Below are 18,559 nucleotides of genomic sequence, written 5' to 3' on the forward strand. Positions count from 1 at the left end.
GCTCAGACGCCGTTTGCGGGTGTCTCCTCGCCGAAGGCGGCGCGTTCGTAATTGACGCCGAACGCGAGCAGGCGGGTCAGCTGCACTGCGCGCAGCGTGCCATTCAGGAAGATTTCGAGCTTGCGATCGGCCTGGAACCAGCCGCGCGGCAGCACCAGCGAGGCCTCTTCGCCCATCACCTGCACAGCCGGCAGCAGGAAGGCCCGAACGAAGCGCTCGGCCGGCATGCCTTCGTCGGCCAGCGGACGCACCGACAGCGCACGCGGCGTGCCCGGCAGCACGTGCAGGCCGGTCAGCAGATGGCCGTCGTGCTCGTACATGAGCCAGGACACGCGCGCCAGACGCCAGTGTTCCGAGTCCGGGCCGAACACCGCCAGCATCTGCGAGTACTCGATCGCCGCGGTCTCGCGCGGGGCGCGCAGGCGATAGCCCATCACGCTGTGGTCCAGCACCGCCCAGTGCTGGGTCGGGTACTGCGCGCGGGCGCTGGCCTGACGCACGGCCAGGCCGGCGCCGTCGGTCGCGCGTTCGCCGAAGGTGGCGATGTCGACGAAATCGCTGTGGCTGTAGATGCGCGCCGGCGGCGGCTGCACGAACTCTTCGCCGGCGATCAGGTAGTGCATCGCCTCTTGGCTGATCGCGATGTCTATCTCGCCGTCGCCACTGCGTCGCTGGAAGCGGCGCGGGTTGGCCGCATGGCACCAGGGCTTGTACAGCTGCAGCAGCAGGCGTCCGGCCGACAGCGGATGACAGTCGGCGCCCAGACCCAGCGTTTCCGGTGACAGGCCCTGCTTCAGGCCGGCCACCACGCGCTCGATCTCGCTGGCCAGCCGGGCCGAGCCGAGCCGGCGCAGATTGGGCGTGCGGGCGAACACCTCGAGCGGCTTGGCGCCGCTGTCGAGGTTCAGGTCGATGGCATAGGTCCGGGCGTCGGTACCGCCGAAGACCGGCATGATCTCGGTCAGGCCGGCGTACTGGTCGGCCCAGCGGCACACCCACTCGAATTCGCGCGGGCTGCGGCCGTAGGGGTTGGCCAGGTCGACCAGCAGCACGCTGCAGTAGGACTCGGCCGCGCTCTGCGGGTAGCCGCCTTCCTTCAGGCTGTCGGCCACCGGCTGGGTGGCAAAGCCCCATTCCTCGGCCGTGCTGTAGTAACCGTGCAGTTCCAGCCAGAGGCCGCGCGGCAGCGTGCGCCGGGCGCGGAAATACTCGATCACCGCGCGGCTGGCGTACAGCACGCAGCGCTGACACACCAGCGCCAGCTGGGCGTCGGTGAGCGGGTGCAGGTCGGCCTTCTCGGCGGCCTGCGCGTACGCCTGCGCCATCGCCATCCACAGTGCGACCACCTGGCGCAGCACGCCGTCCTCGGTGCTGCCCGGCGCGACCGGCCGGCTGCTGTAGCGCTTGCCCAGGCTCTCCTGCAGGAAGTGCAGCGGCGCGCGCATCGCCTCCAGCACGTCGAGGTAGTCGGCGCTGCGCGGCGGCGTCTGCCGCAGCCCGTAGAGCATGCGCGTCAGCGTGTCGCGCACGCGCGGCACGTTGGTCAGCGGCAGCTCGGCGATCAGCGCGCGGCACTGCTGCGCGTCGCGGTAGTTCAGCATGCCCGGCGTCGGTGCAGGCGCGTTCATGCTGAGGGCTCGATGCGGGCGAGGTCGAAGTCGGCCCCGCGTTCGATGGATTCGACCAGCCGCACGCGCCGCTTGCCGTCGTCTGCGGTGAGCAGGATGTCGCGCGACTTGCGGTACCAGCCGCTGGGCAGCGCGACGCATTCCGGCTGACCGATGCGCGGCACTTCCGGCATCAGCACGCCGCGCGCCTCGTGTTCACCGCTGCCGTCAGGCGCTCGCGCGAGATCGACCAGACGCGGCGCGCCGGCCAGCATGCTGATGCCCATCTGCAACTCGCCTTCGACCGCCATGATCCAGCACACGTGGGCGAGCATGAAGTGCGGGCTGTTGTCGGGCCGCACCGCCAGCAACATGCCGTTGCCAATGCGCGCGCCGTCGCCGCTGGCGCGGCGGCCAAGGCGCAGGCCGGTCGGGCTGTCGTCGAGGATGCGCCAGTCTTCGACCAGATAGCCGGCCGCCACCGTTTCCGGTCGGTTGCCCGGATCGTTGTCGCCGCCGCCGAGAAATTGCTGCACTGCGCCCATGCCGATCACCACCGACGCGTTCTGCTGCAGCGGCCGGCGCGCTTCGGCGCGGGTCAGGCCGCCGCGGCAGCAGTGCGCGTGCAGATGGCGCAGCAGGCGGTCGGCCTGGGCCGGACTCAGTTCGTCGCCCAGGCGCAGTGCCAGCGGTGTTTCGCCCTGCGCCAGCAGCGCCATGCGCTTGCGCACGCTGTGCGAGAACTCGTCCAGCACCAGCCAGCGCAGCCGGCTGTCCGGCTGCGGTGTGCGGGCGACCGGTTCGTCGGTGTTAAGGTCCAGCATCAGGGGGGGCAAGGCGCTGTGCGGCACCGGCGTGTCGAACAGCGCCACCTTGCCGGCCCATTTGCCCAGCCAGCGATGCAGCACGCGCAGCTGGCGGTGGGTCAGACCGAAAGGGCTGGAGGTGTGCAGCAGCACGCACAGCACGTAGGCGGCACGCACGCTGGTCGGCCGTTCGTCATGGATGGCGTCGTCGCGGATCTTGCGCTCCGCCGCGCCGAGCCGGGCGGCCGCGTCGTAGCAGGCATGCACGCGGCGCCAGTAGCCGGGCGCAGGCAGATGCGCGGTGCGCAGCGTGTCGAGCTGCATCAGCGCCAGCGCGCTCAACGCACGATGTGCGATCAGCCCCGCCTGACCGACCACGGCGCCATCGCCGTCGAGCGCCGCGGACAGGCAATGCAGATAGGCGGTGACCAGCGTGTCCCACATGCCCTGATTGGCGTCGAAGGCCGCTCGTTCGCCAGCGGACAGCGGCAGCGGACGGCCGACGAAGCGGTTGGCGGTGGCGGCCTGCACGTCGAGCACCGTGTCGCGCAGCTCTTCGGCGATGCGCAGCCGCTCGCCGGCGCCGATGTTGTAGCGATTCAGCAGGTTGAGCTGGCCGAGCAGACGGGCCTGGGTGGCGAGCGGCTGGGTGCTGTCCATGCCCTGCACCCAGTCGCGCGCAGCCCGCGCGTCGGAGAACTCCGGCAGGTGCGTGCTGTGGCTGATGGCGGGCAGAGCGAAGGCGTGCATGAAATCGGGGGGCGATGTAAGCCAATGTAACCAATTCTATGTGTACGCCGCAGTTTGCGCGCGGGAGGCCGGCACGGCGGACATTCTTTTTGACAGCAAATTTCCGCCGCGCCTGTCTCCGATGTGTTCAGCCGTCCGTATATCGATCCGGACACGCGATTTCCGGGTGTCGAACCTCTGCAAGGAAGGAGAATCACGATGATCAGAAATGCCCTCTGCGCTGCACTGCTGGGTGCGATCTGCGGCTCAGTTCACGCCCAGTCCGTCGTCGGCACGGCAGGACTGCTGACCGACGCTGCCGGCCGCGTGCTGTACACCTTCGACAAGGACAGCACCGGGAAGAGCGCCTGCTACGACCAGTGTGCCGCGCTGTGGCCGCCCTTCGTCGCGGCAGCCGATGCGCGAGCGACCGGCGAGCACACGCTGGTCACGCGCAGCGACGGCAGCCGGCAGTGGGCGGTCCGCGGCAAGCCGCTCTATTACTACGTGGGCGACAGCGAAGCCGGACAGACCACCGGCGACGGGCGCGGCGGCGTCTGGCATGTCGTGCGCGACGGCGGCAAGGCGCCGGCCGAGGCCGGCAGCTACCGGCCGCGGGACTACTGATGGGCTGCGACCCGTCGATGAGCATGGCATCATGCGGCGATGCTCGATCCGGTCCAGCTTGAGAGGCTGCTGGCGCGCGTTGCACTGCGCGACCGGCAGGCCTTCCGTCAGCTCTACGATGCCTGCGCGCCGCAGCTGCTCGGGGTCGCGCTGCGTCTGCTGCGCCGGCGCGACCTGGCTGAAGACGTGCTGCAGGATGCCTTCACCAGCGTGTGGCACCGCGCCGACAGCTATCGGGCGGACGCGAGCCAGCCCATGACATGGCTCACCTCGGTCGTGCGCAACCGCGCGCTCGACGTACTGCGGTCGGAATCGCTGCGGCGGGCCGAGTCGCTGGACGACGACGACGGGCAGGGCGGCGTCGCCGCGCTTGGTGACGACCGGCCCAGTCCGCTCGGCCTGCTCGAACAGGCGGCCGACGCGCTGCATCTTCGCCGCTGCATCGACGACATCGACGGGCCGCAGCGCCAGTGTCTGGCGCTGGCCTACTACCACGGCCTGTCGCACTCGGAACTGGCGGAACACCTCGGCTCGCCGATCGGCAGCGTCAAGGTGTGGCTGCGCCGGGGCCTGGACAAGCTGCGCCGCTGCATGGAGCGGCTGGCATGAAGTACGACCACCCGGAACTGCTCGACCGCCTCGCGGCCGCCTATGTGTTCGGCACGCTGGGCCGGCTGCCGCGGCGGCGCTTCGAGCGGCTGGTGCGGTCGAACGAGGCGGCGGCGCGCGCGCTGCGCACCTGGGAAATGCATGGCGCCGCACTGGCGGCTGCCGTGCCGCCGGTGCAGCCCTCGCCTGCGGTGTGGGCGGAGGTCGAACGGCGCACCGGCGCTGCACCGCGCCCCCGGCCGACGGCGCAGCGGCGCTGGCGCGACTGGCTGCGCCCGGCGCTCGGCTTCGCCTTCGGCCTGCTGGTGGCCGTCGGCGTGGTGCGCGAGCAGCCGCAGTGGGTGCTGCCGTCCGACCTGCCCGAGCACGCGGTGCTGCCGGCCAGCTATGTCGGCCTGATGCTGGACGCCGCGGGCAAGCCTGCCGCGCTCGCCTCGTCGCGCCGGCATGGGGTGGAACTGAGCGTGAAGCTGCTGCAGCCGCTGGTGGTGCCGGAGGGCGCCGAGGCGGTGCTGTGGGCACTGCCGAAGGACGGCGCGCCCTTCCGGCTTGGTGTGCTGCGCACCGACGCCAAACAGGTGATCGCGATGGCCGGCACGTCGGAAGCGCTGCTGGCGGCGGTGGGCGAACTGGCGGTGTCGATCGAACCGGTCGGCGCGGCCGCGGCGCAGCCCTCGGGCGGCTTCGTGCTGCGCGGCCATTGCGTGAAGCTGTGGTGATCCGATGAGGTCTCCGGCGGCAACGGTGACATCCGTCACGCTGCCGGAAAGTCCGATGTCACCCGACTGTCTCCGCTGAAGCCCGGGCTCCGTAGATGACGAATGAAAGCAGACGCTTTCATCCTTCATTCATCCTACGGAGTCCGTCATGAACACTTCCATCCGCACCGCACTGATCGCCGCGCTGACCGTCCTGCCCGCTGCACACGCCAGTGCAGCCAGCGTCGATCTGGGCACGCTGGTCGCCGGTCAGTCCTTCAGCTTCGAACAGCAGCTCGGCAACTTCGCCGACAGCTTCAGCTTCACCGTCGGTGAGCCGGTCGATTTCACGCTCGATTTCTCCAACCTCGGGCTGGGCTCGCGCGCCTCGCTGTCGGTGTTCCTGAACGGCAACGAAATCGTCGGCACCTTCGGTCGCAATCTCACCTTCGCGTGGGGACCTTTCACCGGCGGCGGCAGCACCTTTCCGTTCGCCACGGGCACCGAGTTCCTGGTGACCGTCGACGGCGTCGACAATACGCTGGCGGACGCGAGTTACCGGCTGGGCATCACGGCAGCGGTGCCGGAGCCGGCCAGCGCGGCCATGCTGCTGGCCGGGCTGGCTGCGGTCGGCGCGGTGGCGCGCCGGCGCATGCAGGTTCGCTGAGTCAGTCGGTCTGCCGGCGCACGCACCAGCGCAGCTGGGCCGTGCCGCCGGCGTCTCCGGTCAGTACCGCGTTCTGGCCGAAGGCGGCGCCGATGCGCAGCGCCTCCTCGGCGGTCAGGCCGGCGCACAGCAGGGAGGGTTCGGTCCAGCCGGCTTCGGTCGTGCGGTTCTCGGCGTCGAGCAGCGGCAGGCCGCGCTGCGTCAGCAATGCGCGCAGTGCCGTGTGGGCGGCGCGGTTGGCGTCGTCGTCGCAGCGTGCCGACCACGGATTGGCGGCCGCCAGCAGCGCCCACTGTGTTGCGTTCTGCGTCGCCAGCCAGCGGTCCAGCGCCGGTGACGGTGCACCGACGTGCAGTGTCGTTTCGCCGTCGGGCAGGGCCACGGCGTAGTCGGTGCCTTCGTAGGCGCCGGTCAGCGCGTCGCTGACGGCAACGGTCGGCAGGCCGAGACGGGCCAGCAGCGTGGCGCGCCACAGCGCCGCCGGTACGCGAGGGCGCGGCGCGCCGTCGCGCTGCTTCGCGCCCCACACCGAACCTGGGAAGTGGGCGTCGTCCTGCCAGCGCGCGACGACATGCCAGTGCAGGTGCGGCACCATATTGCCGAGGCTGCCGAGGTTGATCTTTTCCGGCTGCGCAATTTCGCGCACGCAGCGCTCGACCTGCCACACCACGTGCATCAGGTGATCGCGGTCGGCGTCGGCAAGGTCGGTCATCTCGCGCACGTGCCCGTTCCAGATCACGCGCAGAAAGGCTGGATGGTCGGCGTCACGCGCGTCGATCACGCGCAGCCGGTCGTCGCGCCACAGCCAGTGATGGCCGGGCGTGTCGTCGCAGATGGGACAGGTGTTCGGCGTATTGCTCACAGACAGGCTCAGTCGTCGATGCCTTGGCTGGCGAGGTAGTCCTCGTAGCCGCCGCGGTAGTCGACGATCTGGCCGTCGCCACGGACTTCCAGCACCCGGGTGGCCAGCGTGGACACGAACTCGCGGTCGTGCGACACGAAGAACAGCGTGCCGTCGAAGGCGTCGAGGCCGGCGTTCAGCGACTCGATCGATTCCATGTCCATGTGGTTGGTCGGTTCGTCGAGCAGCAGCACGTTGTTCCGCTGCAGCATGAGCCGGCCGAACATCATGCGGCCCTGTTCGCCGCCGGACAGCACGCGCACCGCCTTCTTCACGTCGTCGCCGCCGAACAGCAGACGGCCGAGCGTGCCGCGGATCAGCGTGATCGCGTCGTCGCCCTCGTAGCCGCCCTCGCGCACATAGCCGCTGATCCAGTCGGTCAGGTTGGCGTCGCTGTCGAAATCGGCTGAATGGTCCTGCGCGAAATACCCAAGGCGGGCCTTTTCCGCCCACTTGATCGAGCCGTGCTGCGGCGTCAGTTCACCGACCAGCAGCTTCAGGAAGGTGGTCTTGCCGACCCCGTTCTCGCCGATGATGGCGACCCGGTCGCCGCCGTCGAAGGTGGCGGTGAAGCCCTTCAGGATCTGCGGGCCGCCGTCGTAGCCGAACACCACGTTGTCCAGTTCGACCGCCTGCCGGTGCAGCTTCTCCTTCGGGTCGTAGTCGAAGCGTATCCACGGGTACTGACGCGAGCTGGGCTTGAATTCCTCGATCTTGATCTTATCGATCATCTTCAGACGCGAGGTGGCCTGCTTGGACTTGGACTTGTTGGCCGAGAAGCGGCGCACGAAGCTCTGCAGTTCGGCCACCCGTTCCTTCGCCTTTGCGTTGGCCGCCGACGCGCGTTCGCGCGCCTGTGTCGACGCTTCGATGTAGTCGTCCCAGGTGCCCGGGTAGAGGCGGATGGTCGCGTAGTCCAGGTCGGCCATATGGGTGCACACCTGGTTCAGGAAGTGGCGGTCGTGGCTGATGATGACCATCGTGCTGTTGCGCTCGTTCAGCGTGTGCTCGAGCCAGCGGATGGTGTTGATGTCCAGGTTGTTGGTCGGTTCGTCGAGCAGCAGGATGTCCGGGTTGGCGAACAGCGCCTGGCACAGCAGCACGCGCAGCTTCCAGCCTGGCGCGACCTGGCTCATCGGGCCGTTGTGCTGTTCGGTCGGGATGCCGACGCCGAGCAGCAGCTCGCCGGCACGCGCCTCGGCGGTGTAGCCGTCGTATTCGGCGAACTGGCCTTCCAGTTCGGCGGCGCGCATGTAGTCCTCTTCGGTCGCCTCCGGGTTGGCGTAGATGGCGTCCTTTTCCTTCATGCAGGTCCACATTTCGGCGTGGCCCATCATGACCACGTCGAGTACGCGCTGGTCCTCAAACGCGAACTGGTCCTGACGCAGGAAGGCCATGCGCTCGTGCGCGTCGATGGACACGTTGCCGGCGGTCGGTTCGAGCACGCCGGCGAGGATTTTCATGAAGGTCGACTTGCCGGCACCGTTGGCGCCGATCAGACCGTAGCGGTAACCGTCGCCGAACTTGATGCTGACGTTGTCGAAAAGCGGCTTGGCGCCGAACTGCATGGTGATGTTGGAAGCGGACAGCATGGAATTCACTAGGGTGTGGCATGCGCGGATGCGCAAGAAGCCCGGATTGTACCGGAGCGGGGAGGCGACCCCGGCTGCGGGTGTAGAATCCGCGCGCCTGAACCTCATTGCGGATCGCGCCCGCTCACGCCCATGGTGCCTCACCTGACCACCGCGCTCACCGGCCCGCTGCTCGCGCTGGAGAGCCGATTTCTCGAACGCCAGACCGACATCGAACAGTGGTTCCGTTCGCAGTGGCTGGAGCACAGCCCGCCCTTCTACGCCTCGGTCGATCTGCGCAACGCCGGTTTCAAGCTGGCGCCGGTCGATACCAATCTGTTTCCGGGCGGCTTCAACAACCTGAACGCCGAGTTCCTGCCGCTGTGCGTGCAGGCGACGATGACTGCGGTCGAAAAGCTGTGCCCGGAAGCACGCAACCTGCTGCTGGTGCCGGAAAACCACACGCGCAACCTGTTCTATCTGCGCAATGTCGCCCGGCTGGCGCAGATCCTGAAGCTGGCCGGTCTGAACGTGCGCATCGGCAGCCTGATTCCCGACCTCGCCGGCCCGACGCCGCTCGACCTCGGCGACGGCCAGACGCTGACGGTCGAACCGCTGATCCGCCTGCCCGGCGGTCGACGCATTGGCGTCGCCGGTTTCGATCCCTGCGCCATCCTGCTCAACAACGATCTGTCGGCCGGCGTGCCGGAGCTGCTGCAGAACGTCAATGAGCAGACCTTCATTCCGCCGCTGCACGCCGGCTGGACGACGCGCCGCAAGTCGCAGCACTTCGACGCCTACAGCGAAGTCGCACGCAGCTTCTCGTCGGTCATGGACATCGATCCGTGGCTGATCGACCCGCTGTACGACGTGTGCGGCGACATCAATTTCCAGGAGCGTGCCGGCGAGGAATGTCTGGCCACGCGCGTCGGAGCGCTGCTCGCGCGCATCCGCGAGAAGTACGCGCAGCACGGCGTCGATCACGAGCCCTTCGTCATCGTCAAGGCCGACGCCGGCACCTACGGCATGGGCATCATGACGGTGCGCGATCCGTCCGAAGTGGTCGGCCTGAACCGCAAGCAGCGCAACAAGATGGCGGTGGTGAAGGAGGGGCTGGAAGTCAGCTCGGTGCTGATCCAGGAAGGCGTGCCCACCTTCGAAAGCGTCGATGGCGGCGCAGCCGAACCGGTGGTCTACATGATGGATCGTTACGTCGTCGGCGGCTTCTACCGCGTGCATGGCGAGCGTGGCATCGACGAGAACCTGAACGCGCCGGGCATGCACTTCAAGCCGCTGGCCTTCGAATCCTGCTGCTCGATGCCCGACCCCGGCTGCGCGCCGGACGCGCCGCCCAACCGCTTCTACGCCTATGGCGTCGTCGCTCGTCTTGCGCTGGTCGCGGCCAGTCTGGAACTGGAGCGGGGTCTGCCGATGACGCCGGCGGAAGAGGCGCTCGAAGCCGAACTGCGGGGTTGAGACCGACATGAACCTGCGCCTCGCCTTCATCGTCGATCCGCTCGACAAGCTCAAGCCGGCCAAGGATTCGAGCATCGCGATGATGCGCGAGGCGGCGCGCCGCGGTCACGAGATCTGGACCATCCAGCGGCAGACGATGAGCCTGCACGGCGACGAGGTCATGGTCGGCGCAGTCCGCATCCAGCCTCAACGCGGCGACGCGCCCTGGTATGTGCCCCACGGGACCGAACCGCGTGCGCTGCGCGAATTCGACGCCGTGCTGATGCGGCAGGACCCGCCCTTCGATTTCGAGTACATCACCGCGACCTGGATGCTCGAGCGCGCGGCAGCGGCCGGCGTGCGCGTGTTCAACCATCCGCGTGCCATCCGCGATCACTCGGAGAAGGTGTCGATCTGCGAATTCCCTGAGCTGATCACGCCGACGCTGGTCAGCCGCGACGTCGCGGCCATCAATGCCTTCATCGACACGCACGCCGACTGCATCCTGAAGCCGCTCGACGGCATGGGGGGGGCGCGCATCTTCCGCGTGCGCGCCGACGACGCCAACCGCAACGTCATCATCGAGACGCTGACCGAGGACGGCGCGCGCACGCTGATGGCGCAGCGCTTCATCCCGGAGATCGCGCAGGGCGACAAGCGCGTGCTGCTGATCGACGGCGAGCCGGTGCCCTACTGTCTGGCGCGCATCCCGAAGGCTGGCGAAACGCGTGGCAATCTGGCCGCGGGCGGTCGCGGCGTCGCCCAGCCGCTGTCCGAATCCGATCTGGCGATCGCGCGCAAGCTCGGCCCCGTCCTCGCGGCGCGCGGGCTGCTGCTGGTCGGGCTGGACGTGATCGGCGACCGGCTGACCGAAATCAACGTCACCAGCCCCACCTGCTTTGTCGAAATCACCGAACAGACGGGCTTCGACGTGGCCGCCATGTTCCTCGATGCACTCGAACGTGCGACGACGCGCTGAGCGTTTCGCCGCCGCACTGCTCCTGTTTGCGCTGCTCGCCGGCTGCGGCACGAAGGAGCCGGTCGAGCGGCAGGAGTCCTTCGTTTTCGGCACCCGCGTCGAAGTGGTCGTGTACGGCCTCGACCGCACGCAGGCGCGCGACGCGCTGGGCGAGGTGCTGCGTGAGTTCGACCGCCTGCACCGCACACTGCACGCCTGGCAGCCGTCCGAGCTGACGCGGCTGAACACCGCCTTCGCGGCCGGGCAGACGGCCGACGTCGATGCCGAGACCGCCGCGTTGCTGGTGGCGGTGCAGGCCGCCGCGGCGCGCGGCGAGGACCTGTTCAATCCGGCGGCCGGTGCACTGGTCGAGGCCTGGGGTTTTCACGCCGACGAGTTCGTGCCGCGGCGGCCCGAAGCCACCCGGCGCGACGCGCTGGTCGCGGCGAAGCCGCGCATGGCCGATCTCGTGATCACCTCCCGGCCGGACGGCGGCGCCACGGTGTCCAGTCGCAACCCGGCGGTGCAGCTCGACCTCGGCGGCTACGGCAAGGGCTATGCGCTGGACCGCGCCGCCGCCATCCTGCGCGCGCGCGGCGTCTGCTGCGCGCTGGTCAACATCGGCGGCAACGTGATGGCGCTGGGCAGCAAGGCCGGCACGCCGTGGCGCATCGGCGTCCAGCATCCGCGCAAGCCGGAGGCGCTGGCCACCGTAGAACTGCACGACGGCGAGGCGATCGGCACCTCGGGCGATTACCAGCGCTATTTCGAACTGGATGGCGAGCGCCTGTGCCACCTGATCGACCCGCGCAGCGGCGAGCCGGTGCGTCACACGCAGTCGCTGACCGTGCTGATGCCGGCTGGTCCGGACGCCGGCGCCCGCTCCGACGCGGACAGCAAGCCGCTGTTCATCGTCGGTCGCGACGGCTGGCGCGCGCTGGCTGAACGCATGGGCGTGACGATGGCGCTGCGGGTGGACGCCGACGGCTCGGTGGACATGACGCCAGCGATGGCGCAGCGCGCGGCGGCTCCGGCGCGCTGAGATCGCCGGGCCGGTGGGTCGCGCGTCAGTCGCCGTGCGTGCTCGCCGGTGCGGCCCCGGATTCGACCCGGTTGCGGCCACCGGCCTTGGCGCGGTAGAGCGCCTTGTCCGCCTGCTGCAGCAGGTGTTCCGGCGATGTGGTGGTCGAGCTGCGGCTGGCAATGCCGGCGCTGATGGTGAGCACGGGCGGGCGCTCCCAGTGCGCGTCCGCGACGTGCGTGCGGATGCGCTCGGCGACCGCGCGCGCGGTCGCCGGTTCGGCGCCCGGCAGCACGACCAGGAATTCCTCGCCGCCGAAGCGCGCGACGTAGTCACTGGCGCGCAGCGCCTCGCCGATCAGCCGGGCCACGCGACGCAGCACCTCGTCGCCGTGGGGGTGGCCGTAGCTGTCGTTCACGTCCTTGAAGTGATCGACGTCGATCAGGCAGACGGACAGCGGCAGTTGCAGCCGGCTGGCGAGCGCGAACTCCTCGCCCAGTCGCGCCTCGCCGGCGCGGCGGTTGCCGCTGCCGGTCAGCGCGTCCACATGGACTTCGGTTGCCAGCTCCTCGCAGCGCGCCTGCAACGCCTGCCGCTGGCGTTCAAGCAGTTCGTGCTGCTGGCGCAGTTCCCGCGTCAGCGCATGCAGCTGCTGCACGCGCATGCGCAGGTGCAGCTGCGCTTCGGCCTGCGCCGCCAGCGCGCCCAGCTGGTCCAGCTGGCGAAGGTCGAGGCTGCGCGGCTTGAAATCGATCAGGCAGAAGGTGCCCAAGGGCAGGCCGTCCGGGTTGAGCAGGGTCACGCCGGCATAGAAGCGGATGCCGGGCGCGCCGACCACCAGCGGGTTGTCGGCGAAGCGCGGATCGTTCAGCGTGTCCTCGATCACCATGCGTCCTCGTGGCGCGACGATGGTGTGCGTGCACAGTGCGGCGTCGCGTCGCGTTTCGCGCAGGCACAGCCCGTGCACCGACTTGAACCACTGGCGGGATTCGTCGATCAGGCTCACCAGCGCAACCGGCATGTCGAACAGTTGCGCCGCCAGCGCGGTCAGCGCGTCGAACGCCGGTTCCGGCGGCGTGTCGAGCACGCACAGGTCGCGCAGTGCCTGCAGGCGCTGCGCCTCGTCTTCGGGGAGCGGAGCAATCTTCATCGTTCGATTATCGGGCGGCCGGGCGGCTCGCTTGAGCGGATTGCGTGGATGTCGGCGCTGCAATGAAACCGGCGGCCGCGCCGCCTGTCCAGAGGCGGTACTCATGACCGCGATGGCCGCAATGAAATCCCGACACAAGGGCAACAAGACCTTTCTTCCGAGCAAGCCATGTGCGGTCTGCGGCCGTGACATGACCTGGCGGCGCGCCTGGCGCAACAACTGGGAGGCGGTGAAGTACTGCTCGGAAGCCTGCCGCCGCAAAGGGGGCGCAGGTGTCTGACATCCGCCATCTGGTACTGGTGCTCGGCGACCAGCTCGATCACGCATCGGCCGCTTTCGACGGCTTTGATCCGGCGCGCGATCACGTGCTGATGATCGAGGCGGCGGGCGAATCGACCCTTGTCTGGAGCCACAAGGCGCGCACCGCGCTTTTCCTGACGGCCATGCGCCATTTCGCCGACGGGCTGCGCGGCCGAGGCTGGACGGTCGATTACCGCGCGCTCGGCGACGGCGACAGCGAAGACCTGGTCGACATCCTCGCCGGGCGGCTGCGCCGTCACGCGCCCGGCAAGCTGGTGCTGGTCGAGCCGGGCGAATGGCCGCTGGAACAGGCGATCAGCGCGCTGTGCGAGCGTGAGCGGGTGGCGCTCGACCTGCGCGACGACCTTCATTTCATGATTTCGCGCACCGGCTTTGCCGACTGGGCGAAGAAGTATCGGCAGCTGCGCATGGAGTTCTTCTACCGCATGATGCGCGAGCGCCACGGCGTGCTGATGGAGGGTGGCGAGCCCGCGGGCGGCCGCTGGAACTTCGACGCCGACAACCGCAGCGGCTTCGGCCGCAAGGGCCCCGGCCTGGTGCCGCCACCACTGCGCTTCGAACCGGACGCGATCACCCGCGACGTGATGGCCGAAGTCGAGGCGCGCTTCGCCGATCATCCGGGCACGACCGCCGCCTTCGACTGGCCGGTCACGCGCGAACAGGCGCTGGCGGCGCTTTCGGACTTCGTCGAGCACCGGCTGGAACTGTTCGGCCATCACCAGGACGCGATGTGGACCGGCCAGCCCTGGCTCTGGCACGCACGGCTCAGCGCGGCGATGAACCTGAAGCTGTTGTCGCCACGCGAAGTGGTCGCCGCCGCGGTGGCCGCCTGGCGCGAGCGCGGCTTGCCGCTGCAGTCGGTCGAGGGCTTCGTGCGCCAGGTGATCGGCTGGCGCGAATTCATCCGCGGCATGTACTGGCTGGACATGCCGCGCCTGCGCGACGCCAATCACTATGGCCACGCCCGCGCGCTGCCACGTTGGTACTGGACCGGCGACACCGGCATGAACTGCATGCGCGCCGCCATCGGCCAGACGCTGCGCCACGGCTACGCCCACCACATCCAGCGCCTGATGGTGACCGGCCAGTTCGCGCTGCTGGCGGAGATTGCGCCGCAGCAGGTCGAGGACTGGTATCTGGCGGTCTATGTCGACGCGGTGGAGTGGGTGGAACTGCCCAATGTGGCGGGCATGGCGCTGTACGCCGACGGCGGCCGCTTCACCAGCAAGCCCTATGTCGCCAGCGGTGCCTATATCCAGCGCATGAGCAATTACTGCGACGGCTGCCGGTATAGCCCGTCGGCGCGCAGCGGCGAGGCGGCCTGCCCGGTGACCGTGCTGTACTGGCACTTCCTCGACCGCCACGAAGCGGAATTCGCCGCCAATCCGCGCACCGCATTGATGGCGAAGAATCTGCAGAAGCTCGCGCCGGCCGAGCGCACGGCGATAGGCGAGCGTGCCAGGCAGATGCTGGAGAAGCTCGACGATCTGTAAACGAGGGCTGCAAGGTCTCTGCCAAGGAGGCGCAGGAATGCGCCCAATCCGCGGCCGGAGCCCGGGCCGGGGGTTCTGTGGGAGCGTCTTCCGACCCCGACAGCAACCTGCCTCAAAGCCGGCTGCGGCGTGCGCTTCTTTCTCCCAGCCGGTTGTTACATCCCCTTTCCAAGCGAATTTGCTGCCCTGCGCAAAGCCGGGGGCGCGGGTCGGGTAAAATCTCGCGCCATGACTTCACCAGCGCAGCACGTTGCCGGCTTTTCGTGGCCGGTACGCGTCTACTACGAAGATACCGACAGCTTCGGCGTGGTGTACTACGCGAACTACTTCCGCTTTCTCGAACGTGCGCGCACCGAATGGCTGCGCGCGCTCGGCTTCGACCAGGTCGAGATGGCGGCGGCGGGCGTCGGCTTCGTCGTGCGTTCGGTACAGGGCGAATACCTGAAGCCAGCCCGCTTCAACGACATGCTCGAAGTGCGCAGCCACATCGCGTCGAACACGCGTGCCGCGGTCGATTTCGTGCAGCGCCTCTACCGCGGCGACGAACTGCTGTTCGACGGCAGGGTCCGTGTGGTGTCGATCGACATGGCGAAGAACCGTCCGGTATCGCTGCCCGCAGCGTTGCGTGAGCGCCTGCTTCCTTCCATCCAGCCTTCAGTCCCCTCCCTCACATGAATCTTTCCGAAGACCTTTCGATCATTTCGCTCGTGATGCAGGCCAGCCTGCTGGTCAAGCTGGTGATGGCGCTGCTGGTCGGCATTTCCTTCATGAGCTGGTACTGGATCTTCCGCAAGTCCTTCGCCATCCGCGCGGCGCGGCTCAGTTCGGACAAGTTCGAGCTTGAGTTCTGGTCCGGCGGCGACCTCAATGCGCTGTTCCAGAGCGCGGCCAACGACCGCCACAACGCCGGCGGCATGGAGCGCATCTTCGAAGCGGGCTATCGCGAATTCACCAAGCTGCGCGGGCGGCAGAACATCGACACGGCGACCGCGGTCGACGGCGCGCGCCGCGCGATGCGGGCGACCTACCAGCGCGAACTGGACGAGCTGGAATCGCACACCGCCTTCCTCGCGTCGACCGGTTCGGTCAGCCCCTACATCGGCCTGTTCGGTACCGTCTGGGGCATCATGAACGCCTTCCGCGGCCTGTCCAACGTCGGTCAGGCCACGCTGGCCCAGGTCGCGCCGGGCATCGCCGAGGCGCTGGTCGCTACCGCGATCGGCCTGTTCGCCGCCATCCCGGCGGTGGTCGCCTACAACCGCTTCGCGCACGATATCGACCGCATTTCCATCCGCTGGGAGAGCTTCATGGAAGAGTTCTCCAACATCCTGCAGCGTCAGGCCCGGTAAGCCGCGATGAGAAGACAGCGCCGCATGATGAACCAGATCAACGTCGTGCCTTACATCGACGTGATGCTGGTGCTGCTCGTCATCTTCATGGTCGCGCCGCAGGCCACGCCGACCGGCAGCATCGAACTGCCCAGCGTCGGCCAGGCGTCGCAGACGCCGGCGCAGCCGATCGAGGTGATGGTGAAGGCCGACGGCAAGCTCGCGCTGCGTGACCGCGACAAGGGTGGCAAGGAAGAGGCGGTCACGCGCGACACGCTGGTGAGCCGCCTGCGCGACATGCAAGGTGGCGACGGCAGTCGCGCGCTGGTCGTGGCCGGCGACAAGGCGGTGCGCTACGAGGAAATCCTGCGCGTGATGGATACGCTGCAGGGCAATGGTTTCACCCGCATCGGCCTGCTGGTGCAGACCGGGCAGAACGCGAAACCGGCCCGCTGATGCGCGATCTCGCCCTGAACCGTCCGCAGCCCGGCAAGTGGCAGTCGGCCGCATTGGCCGCCGGCATGCACCTGCTGCTCGGTCTGTTCCTGTTCTACAGCGTGCGCTGGCAGACCAGCCAGCCGGCCGCAGTGCAGGTCGAGCTGGTCGGCAGCCTGCCGCCGATCGAGGCACCGGTGCGCCCGCCGCCGCCGCCGGAACCGGTGGTCGAGAAACAGCCGGAGCCGGTGGTGGAACCGCCGCCGCCTCCGCCACCGCCGAAGCCGGACATCGCGATCAAGGAGCCGCCGAAGCCGAAGACGCCGCCCAAGGTGGAGCCGAAACCCGAACCCAGGCCGAAGCCGGTTGAAAAGAAGCCGGAACCCAAGCCCGAGCCCAAGGTCGAGAAGAAACCGGAGCCCAAGGTGCCGCCCAAGCCGGACAACCGGCTGGAGCAGGAACTGCAGGACAAGCTGCTGAAGGAATCGCTGGCGCGCGAAAGCGCCGACCAGACGCGCCGCCAGGCCGCGCAGGAAGCCGATCTGATGGCCAAGCTGGCAGCCGACGGCGCGCGCAGCAAGGCGCGCGAAACCTGGGCCGGCCGCATCAGCGCCAAGGTGAAGCCCAACGTGGTGGTGCCGCCCGGCGTGTCCGGCAATCCGGAAGCGGTGGTGGCGATTTCGCTGCTGCCCGACGGTTCGGTGGTCGGCGAGCCCAGATTGAGACAGTCGACCGGCAATGCGGCGCTGGATGCGGCGATACTGCGCGCCATCGTGAAGTCGTCGCCGCTGCCCAAGCCGGAAGACCCGGCCGTATTCGAGCGCAACCTGGAACTGAAATTCCGGCCGCTGGCCGAGTGACCGGCGCCCGCAGACACTTTACGGAAAGGATCCGATGATCAAGCTCTTCAGACTGATGGCCGCCGCGCTGCTGTTCGCCGCGCAGTTCGCCCACGCCCAGCTCACGGTCGAAATCACCGGCGCCGGTGCCAACCGCATTCCGATCGCCATCGCCAATTTCGCCGGCGAGGGCCTGCTGCCGCAGGCACTGGTCGGCGTCGTGCGCGCCGACCTGGAGCGCAGCGGTCTGTTCAAGCTGGTCGACCCGGGCTCGAGCCCGGTGCACCAGGACGCCGCCGTCGACCTCAACCAGTGGAAGGAACGCGGTGCCGACGCGCTGGCGCTGGCCAGCATTCTGCCGGTGCCAGGCGGACGCTACGAGGTGCGCATGCGCCTGTACGACATCGCGCGGCAGGGCAAGCCGGACGGCATGATTTTCGTGTTCTCGCCGGCCACCGTGCGGGAAACCGGCCATCGCATCGCCGACTTCATCTACGAAAAGATGACCGGCGAGCGCGGCGTGTTCAACACGCAGATCGCCTACGTGGTGAAGAAGGGCACGCGCTTCGAACTGACCATCGACGACGCCGACGGGCAGAACCCGCGCATCGCGCTGCGCTCGGCCGACCCGATCATCTCGCCGACCTGGTCGCCGGACGGCACGCGCCTCGCCTATGTGTCCTTCGAGGCGAAGAAGCCCATCATCTACGTGCATTCGCTGACCACGACCTCGCGCTCGGTGGTGGCCAACTTCAAGGGATCGAATTCCGCGCCGGCCTGGGCGCCGGACGGCAAGCGTCTGGCCGTCGTGCTGACCAAGGACGGCTCGTCGCAGATCTACACGATCAACGCCGACGGCAGCGGTCTGACACGCGTGGCCGGATCCAGCTCGATCGACACCGAACCGCAGTTTTCGCCGGACGGCCAGTACATCTATTTCACGTCGGACCGCGGCGGCAGCCCGCAGATCTATCGCGTGCCGGCCAGCGGCGGCAACGCCGAGCGCATTACCTTCGAAGGCAGCTACAACGTGACGCCGCGCCTGTCGCCGGACGGCAAGACGCTGGCCTACGTGTCGCGCAACGGCGGCCGCTTCCAGATCACGGCAATGGATCTGGCGACGCGGCAGACGCAGATCCTGACCGACTCGTCGCGCGACGAGTCGCCGTCCTTTGCGCCGAACGGCCGGATGATCCTGTACGCCTCCGAAATCGGCGGACGCGGCGTGCTGTCGGCGGTGTCGGCCGACGGCCGCGTCAAGCAGAAACTGTCCGGGCAGGCTGGCGGCGATGTCCGCGAGCCGGCCTGGGGCCCGTTCAACAAACCGTAAATACCGTCACAACC

General features: G+C 68.5%; 19 protein-coding genes. 14 read left to right on the plus strand and 5 right to left on the minus strand.

The features are described from left to right. Positions 1 to 2: 2 nt before the first annotated feature. Positions 3 to 1,628 (minus strand): hypothetical protein, encoded by a 1,626-nt coding sequence (locus tag IV112_RS01540; RefSeq protein WP_304000661.1) that lies wholly within the window; start codon positions 1,626 to 1,628, stop codon positions 3 to 5. Further along, a complete protein-coding gene (locus IV112_RS01545; protein WP_304000662.1) occupies positions 1,625 to 3,163 on the minus strand; it encodes a hypothetical protein in 1,539 nt (512 codons plus the stop codon). The genes IV112_RS01540 and IV112_RS01545 overlap by 4 nt, the downstream gene beginning before the upstream one ends. Positions 3,164 to 3,361: 198 nt before the next feature. On the opposite strand from IV112_RS01545, the gene IV112_RS01550 reads away from it, so the two are divergent. The 4 genes from IV112_RS01550 (at position 3,362) to IV112_RS01565 (ending at position 5,743) form a co-directional block, all read left to right on the plus strand. Then, on the plus strand, positions 3,362 to 3,769 hold the full coding sequence (locus tag IV112_RS01550; protein ID WP_304000663.1) for a COG4315 family predicted lipoprotein: 408 nt from the start codon (positions 3,362 to 3,364) through the stop codon (positions 3,767 to 3,769). A 39-nt stretch (positions 3,770 to 3,808) separates the two neighbouring features. Next, on the plus strand, positions 3,809 to 4,378 hold the full coding sequence (locus tag IV112_RS01555) for a sigma-70 family RNA polymerase sigma factor (RefSeq protein WP_304000664.1): 570 nt from the start codon (positions 3,809 to 3,811) through the stop codon (positions 4,376 to 4,378). After that, on the plus strand, positions 4,375 to 5,097 hold the full coding sequence (locus IV112_RS01560) for an anti-sigma factor (RefSeq protein WP_304000666.1): 723 nt from the start codon (positions 4,375 to 4,377) through the stop codon (positions 5,095 to 5,097). The genes IV112_RS01555 and IV112_RS01560 overlap by 4 nt, the downstream gene beginning before the upstream one ends. A gap of 148 nt (positions 5,098 to 5,245) precedes the next feature. Beyond that, a complete protein-coding gene (locus IV112_RS01565) occupies positions 5,246 to 5,743 on the plus strand; it encodes an FxDxF family PEP-CTERM protein (protein WP_304000669.1) in 498 nt (165 codons plus the stop codon). A gap of 1 nt (position 5,744) precedes the next feature. Here the strand turns inward: IV112_RS01565 and IV112_RS01570 are convergent, their stop codons facing one another. Together IV112_RS01570 and IV112_RS01575 are read right to left on the minus strand one after the other, a co-directional pair. Then, positions 5,745 to 6,605 carry a DUF3293 domain-containing protein gene (locus IV112_RS01570; RefSeq protein WP_304000670.1) on the minus strand — a complete coding sequence of 287 codons (861 nt, stop codon included), beginning with the start codon at positions 6,603 to 6,605 and terminating at the stop codon, positions 5,745 to 5,747. Positions 6,606 to 6,613: 8 nt separating this feature from the next. Further along, complete coding sequence (locus IV112_RS01575; protein WP_304000672.1) at positions 6,614 to 8,236, minus strand: ABC-F family ATPase; 1,623 nt, start codon at positions 8,234 to 8,236, stop codon at positions 6,614 to 6,616. A gap of 132 nt (positions 8,237 to 8,368) precedes the next feature. On the opposite strand from IV112_RS01575, the gene gshA reads away from it, so the two are divergent. Genes gshA through IV112_RS01590 form a run of 3 tightly spaced genes read left to right on the plus strand, consistent with a single transcriptional unit; the run spans position 8,369 to position 11,670 of the window. Then, positions 8,369 to 9,691 (plus strand): glutamate--cysteine ligase, encoded by a 1,323-nt coding sequence (gshA, locus tag IV112_RS01580; protein WP_304000674.1) that lies wholly within the window; start codon positions 8,369 to 8,371, stop codon positions 9,689 to 9,691. 7 nt (positions 9,692 to 9,698) lie between these two features. Then, positions 9,699 to 10,649 (plus strand): glutathione synthase, encoded by a 951-nt coding sequence (gene gshB / locus IV112_RS01585; RefSeq protein ID WP_304000675.1) that lies wholly within the window; start codon positions 9,699 to 9,701, stop codon positions 10,647 to 10,649. Next, positions 10,621 to 11,670 carry an FAD:protein FMN transferase gene (locus IV112_RS01590; protein ID WP_304000676.1) on the plus strand — a complete coding sequence of 350 codons (1,050 nt, stop codon included), beginning with the start codon at positions 10,621 to 10,623 and terminating at the stop codon, positions 11,668 to 11,670. Before gshB ends, IV112_RS01590 begins: the two co-directional genes overlap by 29 nt. A gap of 25 nt (positions 11,671 to 11,695) precedes the next feature. On the opposite strand, the gene IV112_RS01595 is transcribed toward IV112_RS01590, so the two are convergent. Then, positions 11,696 to 12,799 (minus strand): GGDEF domain-containing protein, encoded by a 1,104-nt coding sequence (locus IV112_RS01595; RefSeq protein WP_304000677.1) that lies wholly within the window; start codon positions 12,797 to 12,799, stop codon positions 11,696 to 11,698. 103 nt (positions 12,800 to 12,902) lie between these two features. On the opposite strand from IV112_RS01595, the gene IV112_RS01600 reads away from it, so the two are divergent. The 7 genes from IV112_RS01600 (at position 12,903) to tolB (ending at position 18,545) form a co-directional block, all read left to right on the plus strand. After that, the gene (locus IV112_RS01600; protein ID WP_304000679.1) at positions 12,903 to 13,079 is read left to right on the plus strand and encodes a DUF2256 domain-containing protein; all 177 of its coding nucleotides are present in this window, start codon (positions 12,903 to 12,905) and stop codon (positions 13,077 to 13,079) included. Beyond that, positions 13,072 to 14,613 (plus strand): cryptochrome/photolyase family protein, encoded by a 1,542-nt coding sequence (locus IV112_RS01605; protein WP_304000680.1) that lies wholly within the window; start codon positions 13,072 to 13,074, stop codon positions 14,611 to 14,613. Before IV112_RS01600 ends, IV112_RS01605 begins: the two co-directional genes overlap by 8 nt. Before the next feature lie 228 nt (positions 14,614 to 14,841). Beyond that, positions 14,842 to 15,288: a tol-pal system-associated acyl-CoA thioesterase gene (gene ybgC / locus IV112_RS01610; RefSeq protein ID WP_304000681.1), complete on the plus strand. Its 447-nt coding sequence runs from the start codon at positions 14,842 to 14,844 to the stop codon at positions 15,286 to 15,288. Then, on the plus strand, positions 15,285 to 15,962 hold the full coding sequence (gene tolQ / locus IV112_RS01615) for a protein TolQ (protein ID WP_304000683.1): 678 nt from the start codon (positions 15,285 to 15,287) through the stop codon (positions 15,960 to 15,962). The genes ybgC and tolQ overlap by 4 nt, the downstream gene beginning before the upstream one ends. A gap of 24 nt (positions 15,963 to 15,986) precedes the next feature. Beyond that, positions 15,987 to 16,397 (plus strand): ExbD/TolR family protein, encoded by a 411-nt coding sequence (locus tag IV112_RS01620; RefSeq protein WP_304000792.1) that lies wholly within the window; start codon positions 15,987 to 15,989, stop codon positions 16,395 to 16,397. Continuing rightward, positions 16,397 to 17,236, plus strand: a complete 840-nt coding sequence (locus tag IV112_RS01625; protein WP_304000684.1) for an energy transducer TonB — start codon at positions 16,397 to 16,399, stop codon at positions 17,234 to 17,236. The genes IV112_RS01620 and IV112_RS01625 overlap by 1 nt, the downstream gene beginning before the upstream one ends. Before the next feature lie 34 nt (positions 17,237 to 17,270). After that, complete coding sequence (gene tolB, locus IV112_RS01630) at positions 17,271 to 18,545, plus strand: Tol-Pal system beta propeller repeat protein TolB (protein ID WP_304000685.1); 1,275 nt, start codon at positions 17,271 to 17,273, stop codon at positions 18,543 to 18,545. The last annotated feature ends 14 nt before the right edge of the window (positions 18,546 to 18,559 follow it).

The sequence above is a fragment of the Methyloversatilis discipulorum genome, from assembly GCF_018780585.1.
In the GTDB taxonomy this organism is placed as follows: domain Bacteria; phylum Pseudomonadota; class Gammaproteobacteria; order Burkholderiales; family Rhodocyclaceae; genus Methyloversatilis; species Methyloversatilis discipulorum_B.

Bases quoted from the DNA above. Each gene is read 5' to 3' on its own strand.
- IV112_RS01560 (WP_304000666.1), top strand. From the start codon at position 4,375: ATGAAGTACGACCACCCGGAACTGCTCGACCGCCTCGCGGCCGCCTAT.
- tolB (WP_304000685.1), top strand. From the start codon at position 17,271: ATGATCAAGCTCTTCAGACTGATGGCCGCCGCGCTGCTGTTCGCCGCG.
- IV112_RS01590 (WP_304000676.1), top strand. From the start codon at position 10,621: ATGCACTCGAACGTGCGACGACGCGCTGAGCGTTTCGCCGCCGCACTG.
- IV112_RS01550 (WP_304000663.1), top strand. From the start codon at position 3,362: ATGATCAGAAATGCCCTCTGCGCTGCACTGCTGGGTGCGATCTGCGGC.
- IV112_RS01600 (WP_304000679.1), top strand. From the start codon at position 12,903: ATGACCGCGATGGCCGCAATGAAATCCCGACACAAGGGCAACAAGACC.
- gshA (WP_304000674.1), top strand. From the start codon at position 8,369: ATGGTGCCTCACCTGACCACCGCGCTCACCGGCCCGCTGCTCGCGCTG.
- ybgC (WP_304000681.1), top strand. From the start codon at position 14,842: ATGACTTCACCAGCGCAGCACGTTGCCGGCTTTTCGTGGCCGGTACGC.
- IV112_RS01620 (WP_304000792.1), top strand. From the start codon at position 15,987: ATGATGAACCAGATCAACGTCGTGCCTTACATCGACGTGATGCTGGTG.
- IV112_RS01625 (WP_304000684.1), top strand. From the start codon at position 16,397: ATGCGCGATCTCGCCCTGAACCGTCCGCAGCCCGGCAAGTGGCAGTCG.
- IV112_RS01545 (WP_304000662.1), bottom strand. From the start codon at position 3,163: ATGCACGCCTTCGCTCTGCCCGCCATCAGCCACAGCACGCACCTGCCG.
- IV112_RS01575 (WP_304000672.1), bottom strand. From the start codon at position 8,236: ATGCTGTCCGCTTCCAACATCACCATGCAGTTCGGCGCCAAGCCGCTT.
- IV112_RS01565 (WP_304000669.1), top strand. From the start codon at position 5,246: ATGAACACTTCCATCCGCACCGCACTGATCGCCGCGCTGACCGTCCTG.
- IV112_RS01540 (WP_304000661.1), bottom strand. From the start codon at position 1,628: ATGAACGCGCCTGCACCGACGCCGGGCATGCTGAACTACCGCGACGCG.
- IV112_RS01595 (WP_304000677.1), bottom strand. From the start codon at position 12,799: ATGAAGATTGCTCCGCTCCCCGAAGACGAGGCGCAGCGCCTGCAGGCA.
- tolQ (WP_304000683.1), top strand. From the start codon at position 15,285: ATGAATCTTTCCGAAGACCTTTCGATCATTTCGCTCGTGATGCAGGCC.
- IV112_RS01555 (WP_304000664.1), top strand. From the start codon at position 3,809: ATGCTCGATCCGGTCCAGCTTGAGAGGCTGCTGGCGCGCGTTGCACTG.
- gshB (WP_304000675.1), top strand. From the start codon at position 9,699: ATGAACCTGCGCCTCGCCTTCATCGTCGATCCGCTCGACAAGCTCAAG.